The organism is Gordonia pseudamarae (assembly GCF_025273675.1).
In the GTDB taxonomy this organism is placed as follows: Bacteria; Actinomycetota; Actinomycetes; order Mycobacteriales; family Mycobacteriaceae; genus Gordonia; species Gordonia pseudamarae.
In genome coordinates, this window is sequence record NZ_CP045809.1 from 1,662,771 (window position 1) to 1,689,073 (window position 26,303).

The 26,303-nt window shown below is 66.0% G+C and carries 18 protein-coding genes and 3 pseudogenes; 7 read left to right on the plus strand and 14 right to left on the minus strand.

Annotated elements, in window-relative coordinates; translation table 11 throughout:
- Positions 1–5 precede the first annotated feature (5 nt).
- The 4 genes from GII31_RS07375 to GII31_RS07390 all read right to left on the minus strand — a co-directional run bounded on the left by GII31_RS07375 (position 6) and on the right by GII31_RS07390 (position 2,765).
- Positions 6–347, minus strand: coding sequence for a hypothetical protein (locus GII31_RS07375; RefSeq protein ID WP_213248183.1), 342 nt, complete (start codon positions 345–347; stop codon positions 6–8).
- A 248-nt stretch (positions 348–595) separates the two neighbouring features.
- On the minus strand, positions 596–1,243 hold the full coding sequence (locus GII31_RS07380) for a DUF3558 domain-containing protein (RefSeq protein ID WP_213248185.1): 648 nt from the start codon (positions 1,241–1,243) through the stop codon (positions 596–598).
- 10 nt (positions 1,244–1,253) lie between these two features.
- On the minus strand, positions 1,254–1,604 hold the full coding sequence (locus GII31_RS07385) for a hypothetical protein (protein ID WP_213248187.1): 351 nt from the start codon (positions 1,602–1,604) through the stop codon (positions 1,254–1,256).
- Positions 1,605–2,402: 798 nt separating this feature from the next.
- The gene (locus tag GII31_RS07390; protein ID WP_213248189.1) at positions 2,403–2,765 is read right to left on the minus strand and encodes a hypothetical protein; all 363 of its coding nucleotides are present in this window, start codon (positions 2,763–2,765) and stop codon (positions 2,403–2,405) included.
- A 653-nt stretch (positions 2,766–3,418) separates the two neighbouring features.
- Here GII31_RS07390 and GII31_RS07395 point away from each other — a divergent pair.
- Positions 3,419–3,565 (plus strand): annotated as a pseudogene (locus tag GII31_RS07395) (hypothetical protein); the annotation flags it as partial.
- A 95-nt stretch (positions 3,566–3,660) separates the two neighbouring features.
- On the opposite strand, the gene GII31_RS07400 reads toward GII31_RS07395, so the two are convergent.
- The 8 genes and pseudogenes from GII31_RS07400 to GII31_RS07430 form a co-directional block, all read right to left on the minus strand.
- On the minus strand, positions 3,661–6,483 hold the full coding sequence (locus GII31_RS07400) for an ATP-binding protein (RefSeq protein ID WP_322973059.1): 2,823 nt from the start codon (positions 6,481–6,483) through the stop codon (positions 3,661–3,663).
- 217 nt (positions 6,484–6,700) lie between these two features.
- A pseudogene (locus tag GII31_RS22495) lies at positions 6,701–7,033 on the minus strand (Swt1 family HEPN domain-containing protein); the annotation flags it as partial.
- A gap of 121 nt (positions 7,034–7,154) precedes the next feature.
- Positions 7,155–8,039: an endonuclease domain-containing protein gene (locus GII31_RS07405; RefSeq protein ID WP_246222149.1), complete on the minus strand. Its 885-nt coding sequence runs from the start codon at positions 8,037–8,039 to the stop codon at positions 7,155–7,157.
- Between the two features lie 70 nt (positions 8,040–8,109).
- The gene (locus GII31_RS07410) at positions 8,110–8,601 is read right to left on the minus strand and encodes a hypothetical protein (RefSeq protein WP_246222374.1); all 492 of its coding nucleotides are present in this window, start codon (positions 8,599–8,601) and stop codon (positions 8,110–8,112) included.
- Positions 8,563–8,761, minus strand: a pseudogene (locus GII31_RS07415) (DUF1156 domain-containing protein); the annotation flags it as partial. The pseudogene GII31_RS07415 and the gene GII31_RS07410, both read right to left, overlap by 39 nt.
- A 94-nt stretch (positions 8,762–8,855) precedes the next feature.
- Positions 8,856–9,545 carry a nucleotidyl transferase AbiEii/AbiGii toxin family protein gene (locus GII31_RS07420; RefSeq protein ID WP_213248197.1) on the minus strand — a complete coding sequence of 230 codons (690 nt, stop codon included), beginning with the start codon at positions 9,543–9,545 and terminating at the stop codon, positions 8,856–8,858.
- Entirely contained in the window at positions 9,538–9,762 is a 225-nt protein-coding gene (locus GII31_RS07425; RefSeq protein ID WP_213248199.1) for a hypothetical protein, read from the minus strand. Before GII31_RS07425 ends, GII31_RS07420 begins: the two co-directional genes overlap by 8 nt.
- A gap of 229 nt (positions 9,763–9,991) precedes the next feature.
- On the minus strand, positions 9,992–13,471 hold the full coding sequence (locus GII31_RS07430) for a helicase-related protein (RefSeq protein ID WP_407649914.1): 3,480 nt from the start codon (positions 13,469–13,471) through the stop codon (positions 9,992–9,994).
- 62 nt (positions 13,472–13,533) lie between these two features.
- On the opposite strand from GII31_RS07430, the gene GII31_RS07435 reads away from it, so the two are divergent.
- Positions 13,534–13,908, plus strand: coding sequence for a helix-turn-helix domain-containing protein (locus tag GII31_RS07435; RefSeq protein ID WP_213248202.1), 375 nt, complete (start codon positions 13,534–13,536; stop codon positions 13,906–13,908).
- Between the two features lie 39 nt (positions 13,909–13,947).
- Here GII31_RS07435 and glpK read toward each other — a convergent pair whose 3' ends face one another.
- Complete coding sequence (gene glpK, locus GII31_RS07440) at positions 13,948–15,435, minus strand: glycerol kinase GlpK (protein WP_213249995.1); 1,488 nt, start codon at positions 15,433–15,435, stop codon at positions 13,948–13,950.
- Between the two features lie 137 nt (positions 15,436–15,572).
- On the opposite strand from glpK, the gene glpD reads away from it, so the two are divergent.
- Both glpD and GII31_RS07450 read left to right on the plus strand, forming a co-directional pair.
- Positions 15,573–17,315, plus strand: coding sequence for a glycerol-3-phosphate dehydrogenase (glpD, locus tag GII31_RS07445; protein ID WP_213248204.1), 1,743 nt, complete (start codon positions 15,573–15,575; stop codon positions 17,313–17,315).
- A gap of 161 nt (positions 17,316–17,476) precedes the next feature.
- Positions 17,477–17,899, plus strand: coding sequence for a pyridoxamine 5'-phosphate oxidase family protein (locus tag GII31_RS07450; protein ID WP_213248206.1), 423 nt, complete (start codon positions 17,477–17,479; stop codon positions 17,897–17,899).
- A 211-nt stretch (positions 17,900–18,110) separates the two neighbouring features.
- Here the strand turns inward: GII31_RS07450 and GII31_RS07455 are convergent, their stop codons facing one another.
- The gene (locus tag GII31_RS07455; RefSeq protein ID WP_213248208.1) at positions 18,111–22,745 is read right to left on the minus strand and encodes an ATP-dependent helicase; all 4,635 of its coding nucleotides are present in this window, start codon (positions 22,743–22,745) and stop codon (positions 18,111–18,113) included.
- 219 nt (positions 22,746–22,964) lie between these two features.
- On the opposite strand from GII31_RS07455, the gene GII31_RS07460 reads away from it, so the two are divergent.
- From GII31_RS07460 to GII31_RS07470, 3 genes are all read left to right on the plus strand, one after another.
- Positions 22,965–23,192, plus strand: a complete 228-nt coding sequence (locus tag GII31_RS07460) for a CbtB domain-containing protein (RefSeq protein ID WP_213248210.1) — start codon at positions 22,965–22,967, stop codon at positions 23,190–23,192.
- 26 nt (positions 23,193–23,218) lie between these two features.
- Positions 23,219–24,043 carry a CbtA family protein gene (locus GII31_RS07465; protein WP_213248212.1) on the plus strand — a complete coding sequence of 275 codons (825 nt, stop codon included), beginning with the start codon at positions 23,219–23,221 and terminating at the stop codon, positions 24,041–24,043.
- 142 nt (positions 24,044–24,185) lie between these two features.
- A complete protein-coding gene (locus GII31_RS07470; protein ID WP_260840364.1) occupies positions 24,186–26,177 on the plus strand; it encodes a neocarzinostatin apoprotein domain-containing protein in 1,992 nt (663 codons plus the stop codon).
- Positions 26,178–26,303 lie beyond the last annotated feature (126 nt).

Below are 26,303 nucleotides of genomic sequence, written 5' to 3' on the forward strand. Positions count from 1 at the left end.
TGAGGTCAGATCGCCGTTGCTGAATCGTGGTCTGCGGTCGCAATGGTGCGAGCCGCCTCGTAACACGCCTGGGAAAGATTGCGAGCGGACGCTGATTGTTCCGCCAAAGCGGTCGCCAAGGTATCGATGAAATCGCGGAACAATGTGTGGGTGGCGCGACCCTCAACGCAGTCGCCCCAGTAGTTCTCGTCGAAGAGCGGCTTGACCTGCTCGATGAGAGATTCCAGGTCGTTGGCGGCAGTCTCGGCGGTTTTGCCGCGTGCCTTCCACCATGTCTCGCTGGACTCCAGGAGATCGCCGGTGTCGAAGTTGTACTGCCGTCCCGGTTGTGTGTCGTCACCGGCCATGATATCCCCCTTGACTTGTGGTGTCGAACAATCTTTGCCAGGTAGAATCTGTTGATGGAATGCCTCCTCGCCGTGCCGGAAGCTGCCGGACCCGATTCGTATCTCCCCCTTGCGGATGTCGTATATATATCGAGTGGCCGGACGGAATGATGCCGTTGGGAATTGTCGGAAACACGAGCTGGCCCCCACGTGACTATCAACGATAGTTGGGAAGAATGACCAGTTTGTGCCTTTCGCTGCGGCGTGGCTTACGGGGCTGGTGGTGGCATTTTTGGGATCGTCAGCTTCGTGAATTCGATCGCCAGGTTGCACAGCTCGGATTCGGGGGTCAGAGTCAGGACTCGGTTGACGATTGTTGTTACTCGAGCATTCTCGACTTTGACGATGGTAACGCACGAGGTCCGATCCCAATAGTTCACTATCGCCAGCCGTCCCCCGATTGTGGTGGTGTATGACCTTATGTACCACTCGGTATCGGTCAGTTCGTATTCGAATGTGGGCCTGTTCCCCGTGGTCTGACTGATGCCGCCCATAAATTTTCCGAAATATTTCCATATGCAGCCGCGGGCGGTCTGATGGTTGGCCAGGGCGGCATCTCTCACGGTGGTGGGGTCGAGGCCGAGTGAGGTAAGTTCCGCATCGTTCAGGGCGGTGCATGGTTCGTAGCTGGTGCCGTTGTTGTTCGCCGACCATCGGTTCGGGAAGCGGGTGGTGAACGGTAGTGGTTTGCCGCGGTCGTCGGTTTGGCGAATCGGTGCAGGCGTGCTCGTCACTGGTTCTGACGTCGCAGGATCTGATGTGGGTATCGGTTCGCCAGGTGTAGAGCATGCCGACAGCCCAGCGGTAATTATCAACCCGACCACCAGCGGGAGATGGCGCACATGTATGGATGGCATGTCATTGAGGTCAGCTGGACGCGATACCCGCTGCTGAATTGTGGTCTGCGGTCGCGATGGTGCGAGCGGCCTCGTAGCACGCTTGGGACAGATTGCGAGCGGACGCTGATTGTTCCGTCAAATCGGTCACCAGGGTATCGATGAATCTGCGAAACATTGTATGGGTGGCGCGACCCTCCACGCAGTCGCCCCAGTAGTTCTCGCCAAAGAGCGGCTTGACCCGCCGCATGAGGGATTCCAGGTCGTTTGCGGCAGTCTCTGCGGTTTTGCCGCGTGCCTTCCACCATGTCTCGCTGGACTCCAGGAGATCGCCGGTGTCGAAGTCGTACTGCCGTCCCGGTTGTGTGTCGTCACCGGCCATGATATCCCCCTTGACTTGTGGTGTCGAACAATCTTTGCCAGGCGAAACCTGTTGATGGATTGCTTAACTGGTCACAGTGAACACGGTAGAGTCGCCGGTGTCCAGAGGGGGACGAGGGATTGTGAACTGATCCGGGGGGTGGCTGGTGGGGAGTCCGTGGGGGTCGATGAGTATCGGCGAGGTGCTCGTGGTCGTCAGGTCGATGAACGGTGGTAGAGCGTCCGGCGACAGCGATGTGCTGGGTGTCGTGATCTCGGAGATGCAACGAATCGGGACCGAACTGGTGGGGGATTTCGGGACTCCAGGGGCGAAAGGGCTCGGCGCCCAGGCATGTCGGGATGAAGGGTACGCCCTTGGGTGGAACGTGGATGCCCGCGCCAACTGGACTGTCGTGGGCCGGGATTCGACGACCACGGCAGGGCGGATCGTTGAGGCGACGGGCGGCCGCGAAGCAGAGTTGGTGAATCTGAAAGGGTTCGCCGCGACGAGTCTTGGGCAGCTGCAGTTGGCTACAGTCCGGGCTTACCTCGAACAGATGATGAATTCGACGTACACCGATCCGATCACCGGGGTCAATGTGTCTACCGAGCGTGGCTTGGACGACGCGGATGTCGTCCCGGTCTATCCCGCGTCCTATGCCACCGCGGGAGGCGACTACCCGTCGGGGTCGGCGACGCCGACGAGCGTCACGCCGACTCGAACATCGCCGGTGACGCAAGCTGTCTCGGACAATGCGACCACGACGACCTCCGGCAGCGCCCCGGTGTCGACGGAACGGCAGACCGACACACGCGACACTCACACGCAGACGATGCCGAACACCACCACGACCACGTCGTCGAACGTCACGCCGAATACCACAGATACGACGACCCGCCCAGTGGATACGACCACCGGAACCGATCCGACGGTGACCGCAGCCCGAGACACCACGTCGCCGACGACCTCGCCGAGTAACGCCGCCCCCAACACAACCGGGCCACAAACCCCTGGACCCAACACGACCGGACCAAACATGACTGGATCGGGAAATCGGAGCCTGAACCTGTCGACCCCGCTCTCATTGCCGGGGCTGAATACCCCCACCGGAGCACCGGGATCGCCGACGCCGCGAACAATCAACGGCCCGATCTCTTCTGGCGGCCCGCGCACGCCGATCACGCCACGGACTGCCGGGCCGCTGTCCACTCCGACGGGTACCACGCCGACGTCGACGGTGCCCGGAACCACCCGGCCGATACCTGGTGGTGCGGTGCCATCGGGAGCGCGCAGCGCAGGAGCGGGAGGTGACCAACATACGGTGGCCGGGTACCTGCGCACCGAAGGTAACGGGGCACAGATGCTCGGCCCATTGCCGCTGGTATCGCCGCCGGTTCTCGGTGACTGGTCGATCGGTCCGGAAACCGTCGAGCCGGAGGATGATTCCGGGTCCGACAGACGCGATCACTGACCATGTTCGGAGTACGGAGAGAATCTCAGATGCGCGGCGTCACATGCCGGTCGATATGCCCTTGGCAATCTCGTGGTGGTGGCGGCCGAATCGGTTCGTGCCGAGCGCGACATCCGGTGATCGTGGTCGACACGTGGGCGGTGGTGGAGCTGCTGAACCTGCCGTAGGCGCCGCCGGTGCGTCGTCGGCTCAGTGATCCCGACCCCCAGTTGTACGCGCCGCATCTGCTGACGGTGGAGGTCCTCCAAGTACTGCGCCGGCGCGGGTAGCGGCAGGGCTCACCTCGCCTGACACGGCGCTCTCAGCGTTGGACGCCCTTGGCGAGTTCGATATCGACTACCACGATCATCTATGGGTCGCCCGGCGCGTGTGGGAGTTGCGCGACAACCTGACCGCCTACGACGCAACGTATGTGGCACTCGCCGAGCTACTCGACACGGAACCGGTGACCGCCGACTCCCGCCTTGTACGGGTGCCCGGTCACCATGTGTCGATCACCGCGATCGGTTGAGGACAGTTGATCGACGCGTCGGCTGCGTGCGGGCGGGTGAGTTTGCTGCCAGACCCGGAAACCGGGATCAACAGCAAACTCGGACGGTGAGATCGCTACTCGACGGCGAACTCGGTCTCGTCGAAGCCCAGCGTGTTCGCATTCTCGCGGACGGTGCGTTGGCAGGACTCGTCGAAACCGGTCGGAGTGGTCGCGTTGATCTCTATGCGGACTTCGACGGTGGTGTCGGGCGAGGTGGACAGGTGCTGCAGAATTTCCTGCTGGATGGTCGAGAAGTCTCGGGCGGGAAAGTTGACGTCGAGGGTTTTCGAGCCCCAGTAGCGGGTCGCGCGTGGCGGACGGGGCGCAGGATCGTCGGCGTGGGGTGTTCCATCGTGGCGTGAGTTATCCGCTCGGTCCGAAGATCTCGACGACGAATCGTCGGCGTGCTTGTTGCTGTATCGCTCGATTTCCCGCGCGCGCTGCGCTTGAGCGACATCAGGTTTGACGATCAGCGTGGAATCGGTGAGTTGTGGCGTCGCGGCGTCGGTGGGCAGATGCAAGTCGAGGTACTCGCCTTTGGCATCGTCCCAGCCGTAGGCGAAGGCGAAACCATCTATGTCCCAGCGGGTGTCGTTGTACACCGAGAGCAGGCCGTCGGTAAGGACGGCGCGATTCCGCAGCCGCGACAAGTACGGGTACGTCGCATACAGGTCGGACAACTCTCCGACGCTGACGTGTCCCGGCGACCACACCGAGGCGATGGGGCCGGTCAGGTCCATACCGATCAGCGACGACGACCGCATTGTCGCGATCTTGCCGTCATCGGCCAGCTTCTTGCCGGTACGGGCGATCACATCGTCGGTCGTACCGCCGGTGTTCAGTGCGGTCAGTGAGTACATGGGCTGCGCGGGGTCCTGAGTGGGTGCGATCGCCCAGATGTAGGTGTCGATCAACCGGTCGGCGACGATCCGGTCGGCCTTTTCCATCCGGGTACGGGCCTGGGTTGTCTGCTGGCCGCCGAGCCCGAGAGAGTCCGCGTTGGCATGGACGTACCGCCACGCCAGGTAGTCGCGGACGGCCTCATCGAGTTCACGTGCCCGCTTGTCGTCGGCGACGAGCATCAGCAGCGAGTTCTTGTACGTGCGGTTCGCCGCACCGCGGTGTTCGACCAGTTCTTTGGCCCACACCAGTGCGGACGAAGTGGTCGCGCGTGCGGCGTGAGTCACCTTCAAGGGGGCGATGACCAGTCGGGTCGCTGCCTCGTCGGGTACGTCCGCCGACGTGTCCGGGCACACGTGGATTCCGACGAAACTGGTGTCGGCGGACGTTCGGCGCGCGGCGTGCAAACGTTCGGTGACCTCTGCCCACACATCGGCGGACGGAAGGTTGGCAGCGTGATCGCGGGCCGCGCGAGTGGTATTGGCCTGGGTGTCGTACCAGTAACGCCCGGCGTCGGTGTAGAGGTAGGTCGCACGATTGGCGAGATGGTCGAGTGCGGAATGGAAGTTTCCCGGTATATCGCCGGGGACGGCGGTACCCAGGAAAATGCGGGGTTTGTCGACGCCCTTGTGTGCGGTGTGCAGGGTGGGGGTGGCCCCCATGAATACCGATCGTGCCAGACGCTGGGTGACGCGGCGTTTGCCGAATAGGTCGTGTTCTTTGTCGATGATGTACGGGACGGAATCCTCACCGGCGATATCGGCACCGAGCACGGGGCGGAAATTGTCGTCGAGGTATTGGGTGATTTCGGTGATGACCGAATCCTTCTCCAGTGGTACTGATCCCGGCATGATCAGGGCACCGGAGTCGTCGCTTCGCCACAAGGTGCCGACGATTCGGTTCATCATCCGCAGCACGCCACGGGTGCGCTGGAAACGATTCAAGGTGGACCAGTCCTCATAGAGGCGGTCGAAGAGTTCGGGGTGAATCGGGTAAGACTGTTTGATGCGGTCGATGTATGCCGGTTCGATAGCATGGCTGGGAAATTCGGTGTTGTGGCGGCGATAGTATTCCACCAGACTTTTGGCGATCGAACTGATTTTGGCGAGTGTTTCCCCGTCGGGTGCCACGAAGATGCGACGCCGGACAATCTCGAAACTTTCCTGGGAGTTCGCCGGTAGCCAGTGATCGGCGGTGCGGCCGACGATCGATTTCAACCTCGACAGCGCTTCGCGGCCATACTCGCCGCCGACCTCCTCGTCGTTGATGCCATCGGAGTCGGGGGAGTTGTCGTGTGAGGCGGGGATGGAGATGACCACCTGAATGCCCCTGACCGCCTTGGCTGCTTCGGTCAGTGTTTGCGCGAAGGTGAATTGCGTGTCGAAGTCGCCCGCGGGTAGCCCGCTCGCGTGGAACAGTTGTCGCGCATAGGCAACCCACTCGTCGATGAGAATGACTGCGGGGGAGTAGAGGGTGAACAACTCCCGCAGTGAGGCACCCGGATTGGTCGAGGTCTGGTCGGCGTGCGCGACGATGTCGTAAGCCTCCTGCCCGCCGAGTTGCCAGGCGAGTTCGCCCCACATCGTCCGGATACCGGGCCGACCATCGGTGGTATCGGACTTGGCCGGCTCCATCTGATTGCCCACCAGGGCAACCCGGCGCACCCCGGCCGGGATGGCGTCGAGCGGTCGGATGATCGCGGCCACGTCGTCGGGATATTCGGAGCTGCTCAGCCCGGAGGCGAGGTGCCACAGCGCCAGCATCGAGTGGGTTTTGCCGCCACCGAAGTTGGTTTGTAGATTGACGACCGGGGAGGCATTCATATCGCCGGTCAGCCGCCGCACATTGCGGTCGATGAGGTCGCGTAGGCCCTGCGTCAGGTAAGTGCGTTCGAAGAACTGCACCGGGTCGGTGTATTCGCCTGCCTCGTTGCCCTGCGCGACGGTATAGAGGTCGGCGGCGAACTCGGGCCGCGTTGAAGTTGTCGCCTGCGACATCGGGGTGTGGGCTGAGGATCTCGCGCCACGGCGGCAAATTGTCGGCGGCCACCGACGCGAGGTCAAGTTTGCGGGCGGCTTTGGTGTCTTCGCGGTCGGCGGCGACGCGGCGCAGATCGACCCGCAGTTTACGAACCTGCTCGGCCTCGGCCGGTGCGTTGATGGCTTTGAGGAGGCGTTCGGCGGTGTCGAGGATGCGCTGGGCGTCGTCGTTGTCGAAACTTTCCATATGCGCCTGGCGGTTCCGGGCATCACGCAGTTCCGATGCGTAGCTTTTCTGGACGCGGGAAAGGACACCGTTGAGTGGATACCAGCCCTTGCGGACGGTGCCGGTGACGTTCTCGGTGATCACGCGCAGGCCGTTCGCCGGGTCGTCGGCGTTGTAGGTCTTATTCGACGATGCGCCTTTGCCTTGATCCTTGATGCGCAGCAGGTCCAGCCAGGTGCCATTGGGCACCTCCGGGTTGATGACCGTGGTGAGAAACCGGTTGAGGGCAGGGCCGAGCAGCTCCATTGCCTTGCCGATACGGTCCCGGTTGCTCAATGCCATAGCCCACGCCTCACGTCAGTCACACAACATGTTGTGACTATCGACTGTATCGGCCACCTCTGACATCGGGGCTGCGGGGTGAGTTTGCTGTCGATCCCGTTTTCCGGGATCAACAGCAAACTCAGGCGGCGGTCAGCTGGTGGCGGACGGTGGCGATCTCACCGAGCGTCTCTGATGGCCGTTCCAGGAGGTCGGCCCAGGTGTAATTGAGGACCGTCCAGCCGGCGGCGACCAGCGCATTGCGTCGGGTCCGGTCATGCTGAAAGGCGCCGACGTCGCGGTGCCACCCGAACCCGTCGATCTCGATGGCGAGGTTGATGTCGGGGAAGGCGAAGTCGATAAGGTAGCCGCCAACCGGATGGTTGGCGATCCAGCCGGTGACGTGCGCCCTGCGAAACATCCTCACGACGACACGTTCGGCTTCCGACCTCGCACCCGAGCGCAAGAGTGCCAAGAACCGATTGATGTTCGCGATTCCTCGTCGCCCCGGATAGCGCTGGTGTGCCGCTTCGAGTCCGGGCAGCGTGACGAAGCCACGCAGCAGAGCTGAGTCGACGACTGAGATTCCGAGCGTGAGCGCCGCATCGAGTACGGACGCCTCACGGGCCGTCACCGGCAGATCGTCAACGACAGAAATATCGTGCGGGTCGAGGTGTCGTTGCCGCACAACAGTCGTCGATGATGCCCGCGCATACCGTCCGCGCGTTGCAGTGTATACGAGGTGCTTGCGTGGTGGTTTGTCCACGATGTCCAACCACCACGCGGCGGCCTCGCCACCCAGCACCGCGTCGTCGCCGACGGACAGTGCGGCGATCCGCGCCTGCGCCCGCGCCGACCGCTGATGGCCCGCTACCAGGTACACCCCCGGGGTCACCGCCGTCCACACGCCCGACGACAGTCGCCGCCCTATCGCCGACGTGCTGAGAAACCCGCGCGCCTGCCTGGCGCTGACCACACCGTCGTGTCTGATGACGAACTCGTTCAGATCCACGCGAATCTGACGCACCAGGTGGGCGAAAGGTTCCCTTTTGGTGTGAGTTTGCTGTTGATCCCGGAAACCGGGATCAACAGCAAACTCAGTCGGTGAGGGTGGGTTGCCAGGAGGAGTCGGGGGCCTGGCGGGCGATGTCATTCCAGGCGGCGCCCAGGTTGTTGAAGTCGACGGCCAGCGTGGTCTCCTTCCGGTCCTCGGCGAGCTTGACCAGCAGGTGTGCCAACTCCTTGCACAGATCCCAGTCGACGGTGCGCGGGACCCGGCCCAGCAACGACGCCGCGGCCGGGACACCGTCGGCGGCAAGCACGCGCGACATATGCATGACAACCTCCCAGTGCGAGATGCCGTCGTCGGTGGCCGGGTCGTAGTCCGGCGGCATGTCGGCCGGAGCGATGAGCGCGACCTTGCCGCCGCCCTTGGTGAGGATGCCGGCACGTTCCAGACCATCCAGCGACACGCCACGAGCGTTCGCGATCGATTCGGCATCGCCGAACCTGCCGGTATCGAAAGTGTTCTGGCGGAACCAGGTCAACGCGAACCGGGTCGTCGACGAGCTGGGCGAACAGAACGGCACGTGCTGTGGCGAGTGGTTTGCGCGACCACCACAGGTGCAGCGTCGACGGATGCCCGTGCCGGATCGACTTCTCGCGCGCCGACTCCTTGTTGATGGTCTCCAACGGCAAGCTGACCTCGATCAGCTTTCGTCTACCAACATGTTGTGCACCGCTCGGCATGGCAGCCCTCTCGCATACGACTCAGAACGTTGCAGACTATTGCACAACAAGTTGTGTGAGCAAGCCGACGTGGGTTCGCGCGGGCAGGACGATGTCAGTCGGTGGGGCGGTCGAGTAACGCGGTGAGCCGTTCCCTGAGCAGTTGCTCGTCGACGGCCATCTGTAGCTCCCGAATGCACCGTTGGATCCAGCCGGGTCTTTCCAGTGCGGTCTCGATTGCCCTGCCGAGCCACGAGTCGATCGTTGCGCCGTAGGCGGCGACGGCCTTGGCGTGCCCTCGCGTCCAGTCTGCTTCGGTTGCCGGGAGAAGTGCGAGGTCGATGAGGTCCCGGCTGAACAGGGACGTGTCAGCCCGCCGGTCGTCGTTGGCGAGAAGTTTGGATGCGACCATATTGGCTGTCGCCAGCGTGGCGATATCACCGACCATGTCGGCGTCGCCCGGGGCGTCGAGTTCGATACGTCCCTCGTGGATGATCTCGAACTTGACCGGTCCGGCATCGGACTGCAAAAGAGTTCGGATGCCGTACCGGTCGGTGACGGTTTCGCGCACCGGCTCAACGGCACCTATCGCTTCGATGCCTTCGGTCGACACACGCTCCCAGAGCGTCTTGTAACTCGGCCAGTCGGAGATCAGCATGTCGATGTCCGACGACTCGCGCCATTCACCGAAACGCATGACCATGGCAGTGCCACCGCCGAACCAGCAGTTCATCTCGCGCAGGAGACCTGCGTGGAGACCGCCCAGCAGGCGGGCGATCGCTCGGTGGCGTGGACGCTCAAACAAGCAGCCTCCCGGCGCTGTAGGTGTCGGCGAGATGCTGGACGAAGGCCTTTTCACGATCATCCATCAGGCCGACGAAACGCCAGTTCCGTTCGTAGCGGCGCAGGGCCTCCGATTCGCTGAGTTCGGTGTCGTCGCGGAGTTGCCAGGAGATTGCCCGGAGCTGAGGGTAGTCGCCGACGCGAACGGTCGGCTCTGGCTGTGCGCTCGGTCGCTGCATACCAACCTCCATGCCGGTCCCGTTGTCACATCGACGGCCGACAAACTGATCTTATCGAAGATCGGCGGCCGGGTGCTCGGGTCAGGCGTGCGTCGCGGCCACGGAAGTGGCTCATCCGGAAGGCTTCCTCGGCCTGTATGAGGATATCGCCGGAGTCTCGGCCCCTCTGGTGGGCGGTGCTCATGTGGTGGATTCGTCGGACGTCGAGCGGGTGAAGCCGCCGGCATGATCAGTGTGGGGGCTTGCCCTTGGCCCAGGTCTTGCGCCAGTCGAGTTCGACGCCGGATACATCGGTGCCGCCGATCTCGAAGCTGGCGAAATGATTGGTGAGGTAGCGGATGTCGTCATGGTCGGGGCCCTCGTCGCTGACCGAGACGAGGGCGAGGCGATGCTGTGGGCCGGTGTTGCGTCCGTGCAGGACCTCGTTGTAGGTGACGAAGAAGCTGTCGGCGCCTTCGATCCGGCCCTTGACCTCGATGAACACCGTCGGCCCCCGGACGCCGTCGGCGTCGGGCAGTGGAACCGAGCGGATGTCGTAGCCCTTGTTGTTGTGCGGCATCTCCTCCGGTTCGCGACCCAGCGCGCGCTCGGCGGCGAGTACGGCGGCGACAGCCCTGGCGTCGGTGATCTGCGTGTCCTTGGCGCGGCGGGCAATCTGTCCGCCGACCATGCCCGCCGGGATCACCAGCATGACCGCGGTCAGGTTGGGTGGCCTGGCGGTGAGCGCGGCGTCCTTGGCGAGGGTGGTCATCCGGGCGTCGAGGCGGGCTTCCAGGTCGCGGGCCCGGCTTTCCAGTCGGTCGGGACTGTGCCGCAACCGTTTTCCGGAACGGCCCGCCGCGATCACCTCACGCAGGCGCGCGGCTTCGCCGTCCAGGTAGTTGATCTGTGACACCAGACGGGAGCGGACCGCCGACCGGGTCTTCTCCACCGTCGGCAACAGTCGTTCCCGGACATCGCGAAGGTGCTCGGGCTGTGCCACCCCGGCGGCCCAGCGCATCGCCGACGTATGTGCGTTCCCCGACACCGACATGCGGGCCCGTTCGGCGGCCGACTCGGCGCCGACGGGGAGGGCCGTCAGATCGAGGTGCGGTGCGCGGCCGGCATCGGCGAGCACCGGTTGGCCGTCGGGTCCGGTTGTCACCGACACGAAGGAGAAGCGTTTGCTGACGGTGATGCCGTGGCCGTCGACGATGTCCCCGGTCATCGCGACGATCACCGACGGTGTGGTTCCCGGATCGGTGGGATCGAACAGCACCGCACCGTCATTCAACGCTCGCTGTCCTCGTTCGACAGTCACATCGAGCAGCGTGTCCAGCAGCGGATGACCCGGCGCGAGTAGTTCCGCGCGTTTGGCCCCGGAGACGGCGGCGGGCTCGAAGGTGACCCGCTCATACGAGGTGACCACCGGGCGCCCCGCGTGCTCGTGGCGGACAGGCCGATGACGGAGCTGCCCCGGCACATTCGAGATCTGGTAGCGGCCCTTCTCGCGGCGCTTCATCCGCCCACCCAGTGCACCGAACGCGTCGACGAAGAACTTCTCGATGTAGTGCGGCTGCAATCGGCGCGCGGTCGCGTCGTCCATCCGCCGACGAAGCTCGTCGAGTTCCAGCGGTCCCAACGTTTCCCTCGCCAGCGCGCGGCTCTCGACCAGCTCGACGCAGCCGTCGGCTACCTGCGCGTCGACGACCCGCTCGATTTCCGCGATCCGCGCCGGGTCGTCACCGTAGCGGATCGCCTCCATCAACAGGATGCGCAGCGGGGTTTCGTTGAAGGCCTCGCCCAGGACATCGAATAGCTTGCCGCCATATGCTTTTCGTTGCTGCTCCATCTTGATCAGCAGCCGCTCGTAGACCTGTCCCTCGCGGGTCTGGTCGGCCACCAGATTCCAGACTCTGCACACCTTCTCCTGACCGATCCGGTGGATGCGGCCGAACCGCTGTTCGAGCCGGTTCGGATTCCACGGCAGGTCGTAGTTGATCATCAGGTGCGCGGCCTGCAGGTTCAGGCCCTCACCTGCGGCGTCGGTGGCGATCAGCACCTGCCGGTGTGGTTCCTGGGTGAACTGTTCGCGGATCGCCACCCGGTCGGTGCGCCGCGTGCCGCCGTGAATGGTGAGCACCGCATCGTCGGCGCCGACCAGATTGCGGACCTGCCGGGCCAGATAGTCGAGGGTGTCGCGGTGTTCGGAGAAGATGATCAACTTGCGAGGCCGGCCGTCCTCGTCGCGCAGTAGTGACCGATCGATCAGCAGGGAGCGCAATTCCGCCCATTTGCGGTCGTTGCCGCTGTTGCGGACCTCGGTGGCCAGGGTCACCAGCTCATCGAGGATCGCGATTTCGGCGTCGAGTTCGGCGACAGTGCGGGCCGCCGTTGCCGCGTCCACCACCTCTTCCTCGACCCGTTCGTACTCTTCTGCACTGAACTCGTCGGTATCGTCGAAATCCTCGGGCCGGGGAATCCTGCCCGGATCGCCGGGGGCCGTATATCGCCCCGCGGCCATATCGGCGCGCATTGCCGCCAGCCGGTCGCGGCGACGCACAAGGCTCCGCAAGATTGCGTGAGTGCTCGATGCCAGGCGTCGTTGCAATACCGTCAGCGCGAATCCCACAGTGCGGCGCTGCGGTGAATCAGATTGTTTATCAACCCGATTCATCTCGTCCCGAACATACCGGGTGACCGCCTCATATAGCTGGAGTTCGCCGCCGGACAACTTATAGGGCACGGTCTCGGCGATGCGTTCGGGGAACAGCGGCTTGCCGTCGAAAGTCAGCAGGTCCTCCTTCACCATTCGGCGCATCAGCCCGGTGGTATCGGTGGAGGTGGTCTCGCCGCGCGCCTGGCCCTCGAACCGGTCCGGGTCGATCAGTGCCAGGAATGCCTGAAAGTTCGTTTCGATGCCCGAATGTGGGGTGGCCGTCATCAGCAGCAGATGCCGGCTGATCGAACCCAGCAACTCGCCGAGCGCATAGCGTGAGGTCTTGCGCAATTCACCACTCCACCACGTCGCCGACATCCGATGCGCCTCGTCGACGATCACCAGATCCCATTCGCTGCGCGCGAGAATCTCCCGCAGGTCCTCGTCGCGGGCGAGTTGGTCCATCCGCGCGATGAGCAGCGGATGAGTCATGAACGGATCGCCGCCCACGCTCGTGTTGACCAACTCCCGACCCAAGATCGTCGCCGAGATCCCGAATTTGCTGCCCAGCTCGTCCTGCCACTGCTCCACCAGACCGCCGGGGGCGACGATCAGCATCCGGGTCAGGTCGCCACGCAGCATCAGTTCTTTGGCGTACAGCCCCGCCATCACCGTTTTGCCCGCACCGGGATCGTCGGCGAGCAGAAACCGTAACGGGGTGCGGGGCAGCAACTCGCCGTACACCGCCCGGATCTGGTGCGGTAGCGGTGAGATGTCGCTGGTGCCGACGGCGAGCATCGGATCGTGCAGCCCCGCCATCCGGATGCGTAGTGCTTCGGCGGCGAGTTTGAATTCGGAAGCGTCGGCGGCGAAGGTCCAGTCCGCCGCGTCGGCGGGGACGATCTCGATACTGTCGAGGTCGTTCGCGTAAAACATCTCCTCGCTGATCGTCCCGTCGCCACGGCGCAGGATCACCGTCGACGCGTCGGGGCCCAGCGCAGTCACCGCGACGACGGTCACGGGCTCGGGCCATCGCCCCCGCAGCCGGGCCTGAGGTCTGAGATTGTCCATCGTCAATGGTGTGCACATCATGATGTGCAGACAATACGTTGTGCGTCGGACAAATTGGTTGGGTGCCTGCCCGAGAACGTGGATCCCTCGATTGGGGGACCTACGGAGACTCCTTCGGGCATCGGCTTTCGTTCATCCGGGGTCAGCGCGGACTATCCCAGGAAGAAGTCGCCCACCGGTCGGGAATGCACCGCAATCAGGTCTCCAACCTCGAACGCAATCACAGCAACCGCGACCCGTACATCGCCGATCCACAGTTGTCGACGATCTACCGCCTCGCGCTCGCGCTGTCGGTGCCACCCGCATGGCTGCTGCCCGACATCGACCGACCCGTGCAGCGGCGTTCACCCGAGCAGGCATCGAACAAGGCCGTATCGGTAGTTGAAGCCAAACTGGAGCGGCTGCTGGCGGACCAGGCCGACGACCCGACTGGGTGAGTTTGAGGCCAGACCCGGAATCCGGGTCTGGCAGCAAACTCAGGCGAGGTTGAGGCTGTGCTCGACGGCGCGGTTCCAGCCGGCGTACAACTCCGCCCGCCGATCGGCGGGCATGTCGGGCTCCCAGCGACCACCCTCTGCCCAGTTGGCGCGGATGTCGTCCTGGCTGTCCCAATAGCCGACGGCCAGGCCGGCGGCGTAGGCGGCGCCCAGTGCGGTGGTCTCGTTGACGACGGGCCGTACGACCGGGACGTCGAGGATGTCGGCCTGGAACTGCATCAGCAGATTGTTGACCACCATGCCGCCGTCCACCTTCAGTGTCGACAGGGGTACACCGGAGTCGGCCTGCATTGCCTCGATCACCTCGCGGGTCTGGAAAGCGCTGGCCTCCAAGGCGGCCCGCGCCAGGTGGCCCTTGTTGATGAAACGGGTCAGACCGACGATCACGCCGCGGGCGTCGGGCCGCCAGCGCGGCGCGAACAGACCGGAGAAGGCGGGGACGAAGTAGGCGCCGCCGTTGTCGTTGACGGTGGCGGCCAGCGTCTCCACGTCGGCCGCATCCGGGAAGAGACCGAGATTGTCGCGCAGCCACTGGACCAGCGAGCCGGTGACCGCGATGGACCCCTCGAGGGCGTAGCGGGCCTCGTCGTCGCCGATCTGGTAGCAGACGGTGGTGAGCAGCCCATGCTGACTGAACACCGGCACCGTCCCGGTGTTCATCAACAGGAAATTGCCTGTGCCGTAGGTATTTTTGGCCTCACCCGGCGACAGGCAGGCCTGCCCGAACATCGCGGCCTGCTGATCGCCGAGGATGCCCGCGAACGGAACGCCGGGCAGTGGTCCTTTCTCCCGCATCGGGCCGTACACCTGTGACGAACTGCGGATCTGGGGCAGCAGTGACAACGGAATGCCCATGTCGGCGCAGATCTGCCGATCCCAGTCGAGTGTGTGGATGTCCATCAGCATCGTGCGGGAGGCATTGGTGACGTCGGTGATGTGCAGACCGCCGTCGGGGCCGCCGGTCAGATTCCAGGCCAGCCACGAATCCATCGTGCCGAAACACAGTTCGCCGGCGTCGGCGCGAGCCCGCAACTCGGGGTGCTCCTCGAGCAGCCAGGCGATCTTGGGGCCGGAGAAATAGGTGGACAGCGGAAGTCCGGTGCGGTCGCGGTAGCGGTCCACCCCCTGATCGCCGGCCAGACGCTCGCACAGCGCTCCCGTGCGGGTGTCCTGCCATACGATCGCGTTGTGCACCGGTTCACCGGTGGCCCGATCCCATAGCAGGGTGGTCTCGCGCTGGTTGGTCAGCCCGCACGCGACGATGTGGTCGGCCTTCAGATCGGCCGAGGCCAGCGCCGCCGCCGCCACCCGCCGGGCATTGCGCCAGATCTCGGCGGCATCGTGCTCGACCCGGCCGGCCTGCGGGAAAATCTGCCGGTGCTCGATCTGTTCGCGGCTGATCACCGTACCCGACCGGTCGAAGACCATCGCCCTGGTGGACGTGGTTCCCTGATCGATCGCCATCACATAAGTATCTGTTTGGCTACCCACGACCGACAGTCTTGCACGCGGTATCAGGCATCGGGTGCGATTGGGTTCGGTGGCCGGCGGACGGTGGTGTCGCACGCGGTAGGAGGAGTCGGGTTGGATTACGCTTGGCAAACATGAGTGACGAGTTCAATCCCGACCGCCCCGCCGACATGGGGCCGCTCTACCACCAGGAGGCGTGGCGGCGGCTCGGCTCCGAGCAGTTCGACATCGTCGTGGTCGGTGGTGGTGTCGTGGGGGTCGGTGCCGCGCTCGACGCGGCCACCCGCGGTCTGCGGGTGGCGCTGGTGGAGGCCCGGGACATCGCTTCCGGAACCTCGAGCCGGTCGTCGAAGATGTTCCACGGCGGCCTGCGGTACCTGGAGCAGCTCGAATTCGGTTTGGTCCGTGAGGCATTGCGCGAGCGTGAACTGTCACTGAGCACCCTGGCCCCGCATCTGGTCAAGCCGCTGCCATTCCTGTATCCGCTCACCAACCGGGTGTGGGAACGTCCGTACGTTGCCTCGGGCATCTTCCTGTATGACCGCATGGGTGGGGCCAAATCGGTTCCCGGGCAAAAGCATGTCACCCGATCGGGCGCGCTGCGGGTGGCTCCGGCCCTCAAGCGCAGCTCGCTCATCGGCGGAATCCGCTACTACGACACCGTCGTCGACGATGCCCGGCACAGCCTCACCGTCGCCCGCACCGCCGCCCACTACGGCGCCGTCGTGCGCACCTCCACCCAGGTCGTCGGCTTTCTCACCGAATCGGACCGGGTGCTGGGTGTACGGGTGCGCGACACCGAGACCGGCGAGACCGCCGAGGTCCGCGGGCATTGCGTGATCAACGCCGCCGGGGTGTGGACCGACGAGGTGCAGGCGCTGAGTAAGCAGCGCGGGCATTTCAAGGTCCGGGCTTCCAAGGGCGTGCACATCGTGGTGCCCCGCGACCGCATCGTCAGCGAGACCGCGATCATCCTGCGCACCGTCAACTCGGTGCTGTTCGTGATCCCGTGGGAGACACACTGGATCATCGGCACCACCGACACCGACTGGAATCTCGACCTCGCGCATCCCGCGGCCACCCGCGCCGACATCGACTACATCCTCGAACGGGTCAACGAGGTGCTGGTCACCCAGCTCACCCACGACGACATCGAGGGCGTGTACGCCGGACTGCGGCCACTGCTGGCCGGTGAGGACGACGAGACGTCCAAACTGTCGCGCGAGCACGCCGTCGCGGTGGTGACGCCCGGGCTGGTGTCGATCGCCGGCGGCAAATACACCACCTATCGGGTGATGGCGGCCGACGCCGTGGACGCCTGCAATGACTACATACCCACCCGGGTGGCGCATTCGATCACCGAACGCGTTCCGCTCCTCGGCGCCGACGGCTACTTCGCACTGGTCAACCAGTGCGAACACCTCGGTCAGCGATTCAGTCTGCACCCGTACCGGATTCGTCGCCTGCTCAACCGTTACGGTTCACTCATCGACGATGTGCTGGTGCACGCCGACGACGACCCGGGCCTGCTCGAACCGATCGCCGCCGCCCCCCAGTACCTGCGGGTGGAGGTGATCTACGCCGCGCTCAACGAGGCCGCGCTGCATCTGGAGGACGTGCTGGCCAGGCGCACCCGGATCTCGATCGAATACCCGCATCGTGGTGTCGATTGCGCGCGGGAGGTCGCCGATCTGATGGCCGGCGTGCTCGGTTGGTCGGCCGAGAAGGTGGCCTTCGAGGTGGACACCTACCGGGCGCGGGTGGAGGCCGAGATCGCCTCGCAACGCGAACCCGACGACGCCTCCGCCGATGCCCTGCGTGCCTCGGCTCCCGAGGCGCGCAGCGAGATCCTCGAACCGGTGCCCGTCCCCGAGTAGGCGCGCTCCCATGCGGCGGGGGATACGATGACGGTGTGAGTTGATCCGGCCCACCGGCGGGATCGGTCGTTATCGTCGCTCACGGCCACTGGCATCCGACCAGCGTTCTCGGGTGCTTGCTCTCACCGTTGACGAGCGGCACGACGAAGGAGGCCAAAGACATGACAGGTGACCCCATCACAGTGCTCAGCGACCAGGAATCCTGGGAGCTCCTGCGGTCACAGTCGCTCGGACGGATCGGGGTCAGCGTCGGTGACGACCCTGACATCTTTCCGCTGAACTATGTGGTCGACGGCGAGAAGATCGTGTTCCGCACCGGTGAAGGCACCAAGCTCGCCGGACTCTCCGTCAACGGCAAGGTGGTCTTCGAGGTCGACAGTTACGACACCGAAGGCGGGTGGAGCGTCATCGCGAAGGGCACGGCCGAACGGATCGTGTCCACCGGGGACATCGCCGCCGCCGACGAACTGCCGCTGAAGCCGTGGGTCGCGACCATGAAATACAACTATGTCGCCATCACCGTGAACGTGATCAGCGGTCGCCGGTTCGTGTTCGGGCCCGAACCCGAGCGCTACCCCGTCTAGGGCCGTCTATGGTGTGTCTCCCGATTCTTCCGCCGACGGCGGCACAGGGAATGGGGAGACTCCGGCCATCAGCCGCTGATCGAATAGTGCCTCACCGATCGGTGAGTCCGGGTGCGCCGTGTTCCGGGCGCCGGAACCGGCTGTATCGCAACACGTCACCCTGCAACACCCGGCGCGCAGCACTCACGCGGTCCGATAGACGGTGTCGTCCTCAGGCATGGCGTCCGTACCGTAGGCGGATGCCGCGCGGGGTGGTGGCGAAACCGGCGTCCACCAGTATCCGCCCGAACGCCGTGCGCAACGACGGATCGCCGTCCACGTGGTCGATGGTCAGCCGTTCCACCCGCCCCGCGCGGACCGTGGTGACCAGCGCCTCGGCGGTCGCGTGGAGTGCCGAGGCGTCATCGGAGAAGGTGAGGACGGTCTTGCCGCCGCGCTCGACGAACACCACCGGCCGACCGTCGAACAACACCACGAGGGCGCCCGGTTTGCGGCCGGGCCGGTGTCCCTCGGACGGTGGCCAGTCCAGGGCCGCACCGTATGGATTCGCCGGATCGCAGGCCGCGAGAACCACGGCCTGCGAGTCGTTCTCGTGCCGGTCCTCGCCATGGGAACGAAGGTCGTCGACGGTGGCCGGATGGGCGAACTGCGCGCCGCCGAGACCGTCGACGTAATAGCCGCGCCGCACCTGGCCGTTGTCCTCGAAGACGTGCAACGCCTTGTAGATCCGGGAAAAGCCGCCGTCGATCCCCTCGGTGACGACGCTGCCCCTGGTGACCACCCCGTAGCGGGCGAGCAACAGCTCGCACACGGTGTGGGTGGTCGCGGTGCTGTCGGTGGGCGTGGTGGCGACGTGGCGTTCGGGGCGATACCAGCGACCGCCCGCGGTTGGGCCGAACTGCCTCGAAAGTGACTGTTCAGCAAGATATCTCGACGACAATCGGGTCGCGCGCAGTCGGGGCGCGCGGCCGTGGCCACGATGGGCGGGGGTTGCGGCCGGGCGAGCGGAGGTGCGGCGAGGGGACAGCAGCGCCCGCACCGGGGCGAACGAATCGTTGCTGATCTCACCGGACCACACCAGATCCCACAGCGCCGCCTCGATGTCGGTGTGGGCCACCTGCGGCGTCCCGGTTCCCGGCGGGGCGGGTGCGTCGAGGTGGTCGGCGATCTGTCCGAACCGCAGCGCGCCACCGGGTGCCAGGATCTCGCGGATCCGGTCGTGGACGGTGGTGGTGTCGATGTCGGTGGGCGCGGCCAGCGTCACCGGGGCCAGGTCGGCCGGATGCAGACCGATCAGGCCGTCGGCGCCGCCGATCCGGCCGTGTCCGGACCACACCACCTCGCCGGCGGACAGCAATTCGTCGAGCATCGCGGGGGAGTAGTCGTGGACCCGCGCGGGCAGGATCAACGACTCCCACGCCGAGGCGGGCAGCGGATACCCGGCGAGCTGGTCGATCACCGCGGTCACACCGTCGATGCCGCGCAACCGGCCGGGTCCGGTGACGTGCTGCCACGCGGTGAGGAACCGCGCGAACGCTGCCGTGGGCACGGGTGCGACGTCGGCGCGGATCGCGGCGAGCGACTCCCGCCGGATCTGTGACAGCACGTCGGCATGGCACCACTGTGCCCCGGTGGTGCCGGGGATGAAGTCGCCTTTGATGACCTTGCGGTCGCGGGCCAGGCGTTCGAGCGTGCCGGCGACGACGGCGACGGCCATGCCGAGATGATCGGCGGCCTCGGGCGTGGTGAACGGGCCGTGGGTGCGGGCGTAACGATGCACCAGATCGCCCACCGGATCGGGCACCGGTTCGCCGAAAGCGGCCGGAACACCCTGCGGCGCGGGGATTCCCAGCCCATCGCGCAGCCGCGCGGTGTCCTCCACCGCGGCCAGCAGCGGTCGGCCGCGATCGGTGACGGCGATGACGGTGCCCGCACGCACCGCGGCGTCCAGGAGCACCCCGAGATCGGCCTCGCCGACGTAGCGTACGGTGATGTCGGTGGCCGGCAGCGGGCCCAGCCAACGCAACAGATCCAGTACGTCGTCGGCGTCGCGGGCCGCCCGCTCGGGGGCGGTGCGCTGCAATCTGCCCACCACCGAGGCGATGACGGCCGGATCGAGCAACTCCCGCAGATCGACCCGCCCGAGCAGCTGGGCGAGCAGGCTGGTGTCCAACGACAGTGCCGCGGCACGTCTTTCGGCGAGCGGGGCATCGTCGTTGTACATGAACGCACCCACATAGCCGAACAGCATCGACGCCGCGAACGGTGACGGCGCCGGGGTCTCCACCTCGACGATCCGCACCTTGCGGGTGCTGATCCGGGTCAGCAGCTCGGTGAGCGCGGGCAGATCGTACACATCTTGCAGGCATTCGCGGACCGCCTCCAGGACGATCGGGAAGTCGGGGAATTGTGATGCGACCGAGAGCAGTTGGGCGCTGCGCTGGCGCTGCTGCCACAGTGGCGCCCGGCGGCCCGGATCGCGCCGGGGCAGCAGCAGTGCGCGTGCGGCGCATTCGCGGAAGCGGGAGGCGAACATCGATGAATCGGTCAGCGCATCGGTGACGAGTTGCTCGATGTCGTCGGGGGAGATCACGAAAACCGCCCCGCCCGGCGGCTCGTCGTCGGTGTCGGGCAGGCGGACGATGATGCCGTCGTCGGAGGCGGTGGTGGCGCCCTCCAGTCCGAGCGTGGTCTGCAGCCGCGCCGAGATGGCGCTCGCCCACGCGGCGTGCACCCGCAGGCCGTACGGGGAGTGCAGGATCACCCGCCAGTCGCCGAGTTCGTCGCGGAATCGTTCCACCACGAGGGTTCTGTCGGTGGGCAGGTGCCCGGTGGCGCCCTGTTGGTCGGCGACCAGGGCGGCGAGGTTGTCGCGGGCGAAATCGGTGAGACCGAGGGCATCGGCCCGCTTGGCCAGCTTGTCCGGGTCAGCGATTGCACCGGTGAATCGTCCTATCGCGGCACCCAACTCGGCAGGCCGGCCCACCGAGTCGCCGATCCAGAAGGGAAGTCGTCCGGGCTGGCCGAACGCCGGTGACACCAGCACCCTGTCGTGGGTGATGTCCTCGATCCGCCAACTCGACGCCCCGAGCGCGAACACGTCACCGACCCGTGACTCGTACACCATCTCCTCGTCGAGCTCGCCCACACGCGCGTTGCTCTCGCCGATCATGAACACCCCGAACAGCCCCCGGTCGGGGATGGTGCCGCCGGAGGTGACCGCCAGGCGTTGCGCACCTCGTCGCCCGGTCAGCGTGCCCCCGGATATCGTGCCGACCGTCCGGTCCCAGGTGACGCGCGGACGGAGTTCGGCGAACTCGTCGGACGGGTACCGCCCCGAGATCAGGTCGAGTACCGCGTCGAACACCGAACGGTGCAGGTCCCGGTACGGTGCCGCGCGCCGCACCACATCGAACCAGTTGTCGACGTCGAGCGCGGTGACCGACGCCGCGGCGATCGTGTGCTGGGCCAGCACGTCGAGCGGGTTCTGCGGAACGCGCAGCGACTCGATGTCGCCGCCGAGCATCCGGGCGACGGTGACGGTGCAGTGCAGCAGATCGGTGCGGTGCTTGGGGTAGAGCACACCCTGGCTGATCTCACCCACCTGGTGGCCGGCCCGCCCGATCCGTTGCAGGCCGGAGGCCACCGACGGTGGTGCCTCCACCTGGATCACCAGATCGACCGCACCCATGTCGATGCCCAGTTCGAGGGAACTGGTGGCGACCACGCACCGCAGCCGGCCCGCTTTCAGGTCGTCCTCGATCTGGGCGCGCTGATCCTTGCTCACCGAGCCGTGGTGGGCACGGGCGAGCACCGGTGCCGATCCGGCGGTGGTGCCCGACCCCGGCACGTGCGCCGCCGATCCGCCCGGTACGCCGGGATTGGGTGTGCGTGGGGCGAGGGCACCGTCGTTGCGGCGCCGTTCGTGGATCTCGTTGAGCCGGGCGGTGAGCCGTTCGGCCAGACGCCGCGAATTGGCGAACACGATCGTCGAGTGGTTGCGTTCGACGGCGTCGACGATCGAGGTCTCGATATGCGGCCACAGTGATCCGGCCGCGGGGGAGAACGGATCGTCGAGCTCATCGGCGTCCTCGGGCGGCGGGATGGCGGTCATGTCGGGCACCGGCACGTCGACGCGCAGATCGAACGTCTTGGCGGCGGGGGGGTTGACGATCCGGCACTCGCCGGTGCCGCCGAGGAACGCGGCCACCGCCTCGGCCGGGCGGACCGTGGCCGACAGCCCTATTCGTTGCGCCGGCCGCTCCAGCAGTTCGTCGAGCCGTTCGAGGGACAGTGCCAGATGTGTACCGCGTTTGGTGGTGGCCACCGCGTGCACCTCGTCGACGATGACGGTGTGCACGTGCCGCAGCGTCTCGCGTGCCGCGGAGGTGAGCATCAGGTACAGCGACTCCGGGGTGGTGATGAGGATGTCCGGGGGAGCCTTCACCAGCGATCGGCGGGTGGCCGGATCGGTGTCGCCGGAGCGGACCCCGACGGTGATACCGGGTTCGGGGGCGCCGAGCTCCTGCGCGGCGCGGGTGATTCCGGTCAGCGGCGCGCGCAGGTTGCGTTCGACGTCGACGCCGAGGGCCTTGAGCGGTGAGACATACAGAACGCGGGTACCCGAATCGCGCTCGGCGTTCGTCTCGGTGGTCAGCCGGTCGAGCGCCCAGAGGAATGCCGAGAGTGTCTTACCCGACCCGGTGGGCGCGATGACCAGGGTGTTGTGACCGTCGGCGATGGCCGCCCAGGCGCCGGCCTGTGCGGCGGTGGGCGCGCTGAAGGCACCTGTGAACCACCGCCGGGTGGCGGTGGAAAAGCGATTGAGCACGGAGGCGGCGGCCACAGAGCCATCATGTCGCATGGATACGACACACGGGTATAGAGTCACTCCGAGGCCAGAACACGGGAAACCCGGTGAGAATCCGGGACGGTCGCGCCACTGTGAACCGCACCATCGTCGAACCGCACGAACGGCGACGGAACGCGCGGGCAGTCAGAGCACCGTGTCCGGCCACAGAACGTGTGCTCACTGGGACGCACGATCCCGGAAAGGACCTTCATCGTGACCTCGACAACCGCAGCGGCCCCCGGCAAAGCCCGGGCGCTGGCCGTCCCCGACATCACCGCGGTCAACTCCGCGCTGTGGCTCACGCTCACCGTGCTGGCCGCGGCCCTGGCCTACTACTTCCTCGGCTACGACCAGGGGGCGGTGTCGGTATTCGGATCGGACACCCACATCCACGAGTTCATCCACGACTCGCGCCACTTCCTCGGCTTCCCCTGCCACTGATACCCGGTCCGAGGAGACAACCGAACATGGAAAAGAAGTTCATCGGCGCAGGCCTGCTGTCAGGCCTGGTCGCCGGAATCATCACGTACACTTTTGCCCGCATCTTCATCGAACCGCAGGTCGCCAAGGCGATCGATTACGAGGACGGCCGGGGAGCGGCCGAGGAGGCGCTCGCCGGTGAGCACGGCGGGCACGAGCACGAGGTGTTCACCCGGTCGGTCCAGGAGAACATCGGTGCCGCGACCGGCACGCTCGTCTTCGCCCTCTGCATGGGCGCTTTCTTCGCCGTCGCGTTCACGGTGCTGTGGTCCTACCTCGGTCGCCGGTATCCGGCGACCGATCCGCGGGCGGTGGTGGCCGCGCTCGCCGCCATCGGTTTCGTCGCGGTCTTCGGTGTGCCGTTCTTCGTCTACCCGGCCAACCCCCCGGCCGTCGGAGACGACAACACCATCGGCGATCGCAGCGGCGCGTACCTGACCATCACCCTGGTGTCGGTGATCGCGGCGGCGGCCGCGGTGGCCCTGGCACTGTGGTTGCGGCCCCGCATCGGCGGGCTGGTCGCGGGCGTCGCGGCGGCCGTGCCCTATCTGATCGTCATCGTGATCGCGGCCGCGCTCCTGCCCGAGTTCCACGAGGTGCCCGAGGCGCTGAGGAACGACCAGGGCGCGATCGTCTTCCCCGGATTCCCCGGCGATGTGATCGGTGATTTCCGGGTCTACGCGATCTCCGCCCAGGTGATCCTGTGGACCGTGCTCGCGGTGGCCTTCGCACTGATCATCCGGTTGCTGGAGAAGCCGCGCACCGCGGTGACCGCCGCATCCGAGACCGCCGCATCCGAGACCGTCGGCTGACATCGAGGGCAGGACGACATCGACGCATCGGTGGCCCGGATCGTCATGATCGGGGCCACCGATGCATTCGGCGGGCGTGAGACCTGCGACATCCGCCGAACTCGGCTATGTCCGGCGCAGCTGGTGAGGCTATCGTTACCTGGTGTCTTTGGTGGTTGACGAGTCCACGAACGTGACGACGGCGGGACACCCCGCGGAATCGGGACGATCCCGATGGTGGTTCGTCGCAGTCCTCGTGGCCTGCCTGCTGTGCGCGATGCCCGCGATGATCACCGCCGGTAGCGCCGCCGCGGCTCCCGCGGATGGTCCTGCGGGCACCGGAAGTCTCGGTGAACTGGCCGGTGGCATCACCATCGGCGACTTCACCATCGACCCCAACCCCGACGGGCAGACCGGCGTCGAGCTCAGTTCGGCCACGCCCGCCGTCGGCGAGAGCGTCACGATCACCGGTTCCGGATTCACCGCCGACCAGCGGCTGACCATCGCCCAGACCGTCGCCCGGCCGTTCACCGGATTTCCACTGGTCGCCGCGGGCGCACGGACATTGACCACCGACGCATCCGGGACATTCACCACCACCCTCACGGTGACCGGGCGGGTCGGTGACACCGACTGCACCGTCTCGGCCTGCTACATCGCCACCTTCGTGGCCCTGCCACAGGGTGCGGCCAACCGCACCCAGGACAACTGGACCCGGATCGAGGTGGGTGGTCGTAGATCCGCGCGGCAGATCACCGATCATGACTCGACCACCGGCACGCCGACCACCGGCACGCCGAACACCGGCGCCAGGGACGGTGGAACGGCCGACTCGACCGGCCCCGGCACGGCATCGCCGAGGACGACGCCCCCCGCCGCGCCCGGGCAGACCGGGATCCGGGCCACCGGTACCCGCGCCGGTGGACCGGCGGTGACGCTGTCCAAGACCTCCGGACTCAACCCCGACGGCGAGGAGATCACCGTCTCGGGTACCGGATTCTCCGGCGGTGGCGCCGGTATCTACGTCGGAATCGCTCAGGACGACCAGTTCTCCACCACCGACGCGAGCGTATACGGGCCGGGGACCGTGTTCGTGCGGTCGTCACAGATGTCGGGCGGCACCTGGTCGACGCGGCTGAAGGTGTCGGCCTTGTTCGCCGACGCCGACTGTCAGAAGGCCAGATGCTCGGTGTATACCTTTGCCGCACATGGCAGTACGGACCGGTCGCAGGACACCAGGACGCCGGTGGGCTTCACCGATGCGCGCGTCGCCAAGCCTTCGGCCGCGGCGGGCCGTGACCATGCTGATGCCGGCGCGAAGGACGGCGTTCCTTCGGTGTCGATCTCACAGACCAGCGGCCTGGACCCGCGCGGGTCGACGGTGACGATCTCCGGTTCGGGATTCTCCGGAGCCGGAGCCGGCATCTACGTCGGCATGGTGCAGGACAGCCTGTTCTCGACGACCGACGCCGCCGGCTGGGGCGCCACCTCGTTTGTCACCCCGTACATGATGAAGGGCGGTTCCTGGTCGACGACGCTGACCCTGAAAGCCGACTACGGCAAGGGCAACTGCCTGCGCGACACCTGCTCGATCTACACGATCGCCGCACACGGCAGCCCGGACCGGTCCCAGGACACCAAGACCCGCGTCACCTTCGGTGACGCGGGTCAGGCCGAGGTCGCGCTCGGCGCCGACAAGATCCGGCCCGGTGGTGCGGGCACGATCAGCGTGACCGGAGCGACCCCCGGCGATCGGTTCACGACCGTGGTCACCGGACCACGCGAGGTCAAGGTCAAGAACGTCGCCGCCGATGAGAAGGGGGAGGCGACTATCGTCTTCGTTCTCGGTGACGACCAGCCGGCCGGAACGTACACCGCGACGGTGACCGATCGGCGCACGTCCTACACCACAGAACTGAGGTTCACTGTGGCGGCTGCGAAGGACAACGCGGAGGAGGATGCATCGACCACGACATCGGCGCCGGGCGTTGACACCCGGGCGGCATCCGGTGGCGATTCGGGCAGCGGTGGCGATTCGGGTGACGGTTGGGTGCCCTGGGCGATCGCGGCGGGCGCGATCGCCGGTGTCGGAGTGCTCGGTGCGGGTGCGTACGCGGTTCGCCGTTCGGGCGGTACGCGACCCCCGGGCAGCTGACCGTTCGCGGCACCGGACGTCGGCACCGCCAGATCCGGAAGACGGCCAGGTCCGGAGGCCCGTGACCGGGATATCGCCACCCGATTGCCGATTCGTAGGAGCACCAGGCAGAATAGAACATGTTCT

Bases quoted from the DNA above. Each gene is read 5' to 3' on its own strand.
- GII31_RS07465 (WP_213248212.1), top strand. From the start codon at position 23,219: ATGGAAAAGAAGTTCATCGGCGCAGGCCTGCTGTCAGGCCTGGTCGCC.
- GII31_RS07425 (WP_213248199.1), bottom strand. From the start codon at position 9,762: ATGCAGCGACCGAGCGCACAGCCAGAGCCGACCGTTCGCGTCGGCGAC.
- GII31_RS07385 (WP_213248187.1), bottom strand. From the start codon at position 1,604: ATGGCCGGTGACGACACACAACCGGGACGGCAGTACGACTTCGACACC.
- GII31_RS07375 (WP_213248183.1), bottom strand. From the start codon at position 347: ATGGCCGGTGACGACACACAACCGGGACGGCAGTACAACTTCGACACC.
- GII31_RS07400 (WP_322973059.1), bottom strand. From the start codon at position 6,483: ATGTCGCAGGCGACAACTTCAACGCGGCCCGAGTTCGCCGCCGACCTC.
- GII31_RS07380 (WP_213248185.1), bottom strand. From the start codon at position 1,243: ATGCCATCCATACATGTGCGCCATCTCCCGCTGGTGGTCGGGTTGATA.
- GII31_RS07430 (WP_407649914.1), bottom strand. From the start codon at position 13,471: ATGGACAATCTCAGACCTCAGGCCCGGCTGCGGGGGCGATGGCCCGAG.
- glpD (WP_213248204.1), top strand. From the start codon at position 15,573: ATGAGTGACGAGTTCAATCCCGACCGCCCCGCCGACATGGGGCCGCTC.
- GII31_RS07450 (WP_213248206.1), top strand. From the start codon at position 17,477: ATGACAGGTGACCCCATCACAGTGCTCAGCGACCAGGAATCCTGGGAG.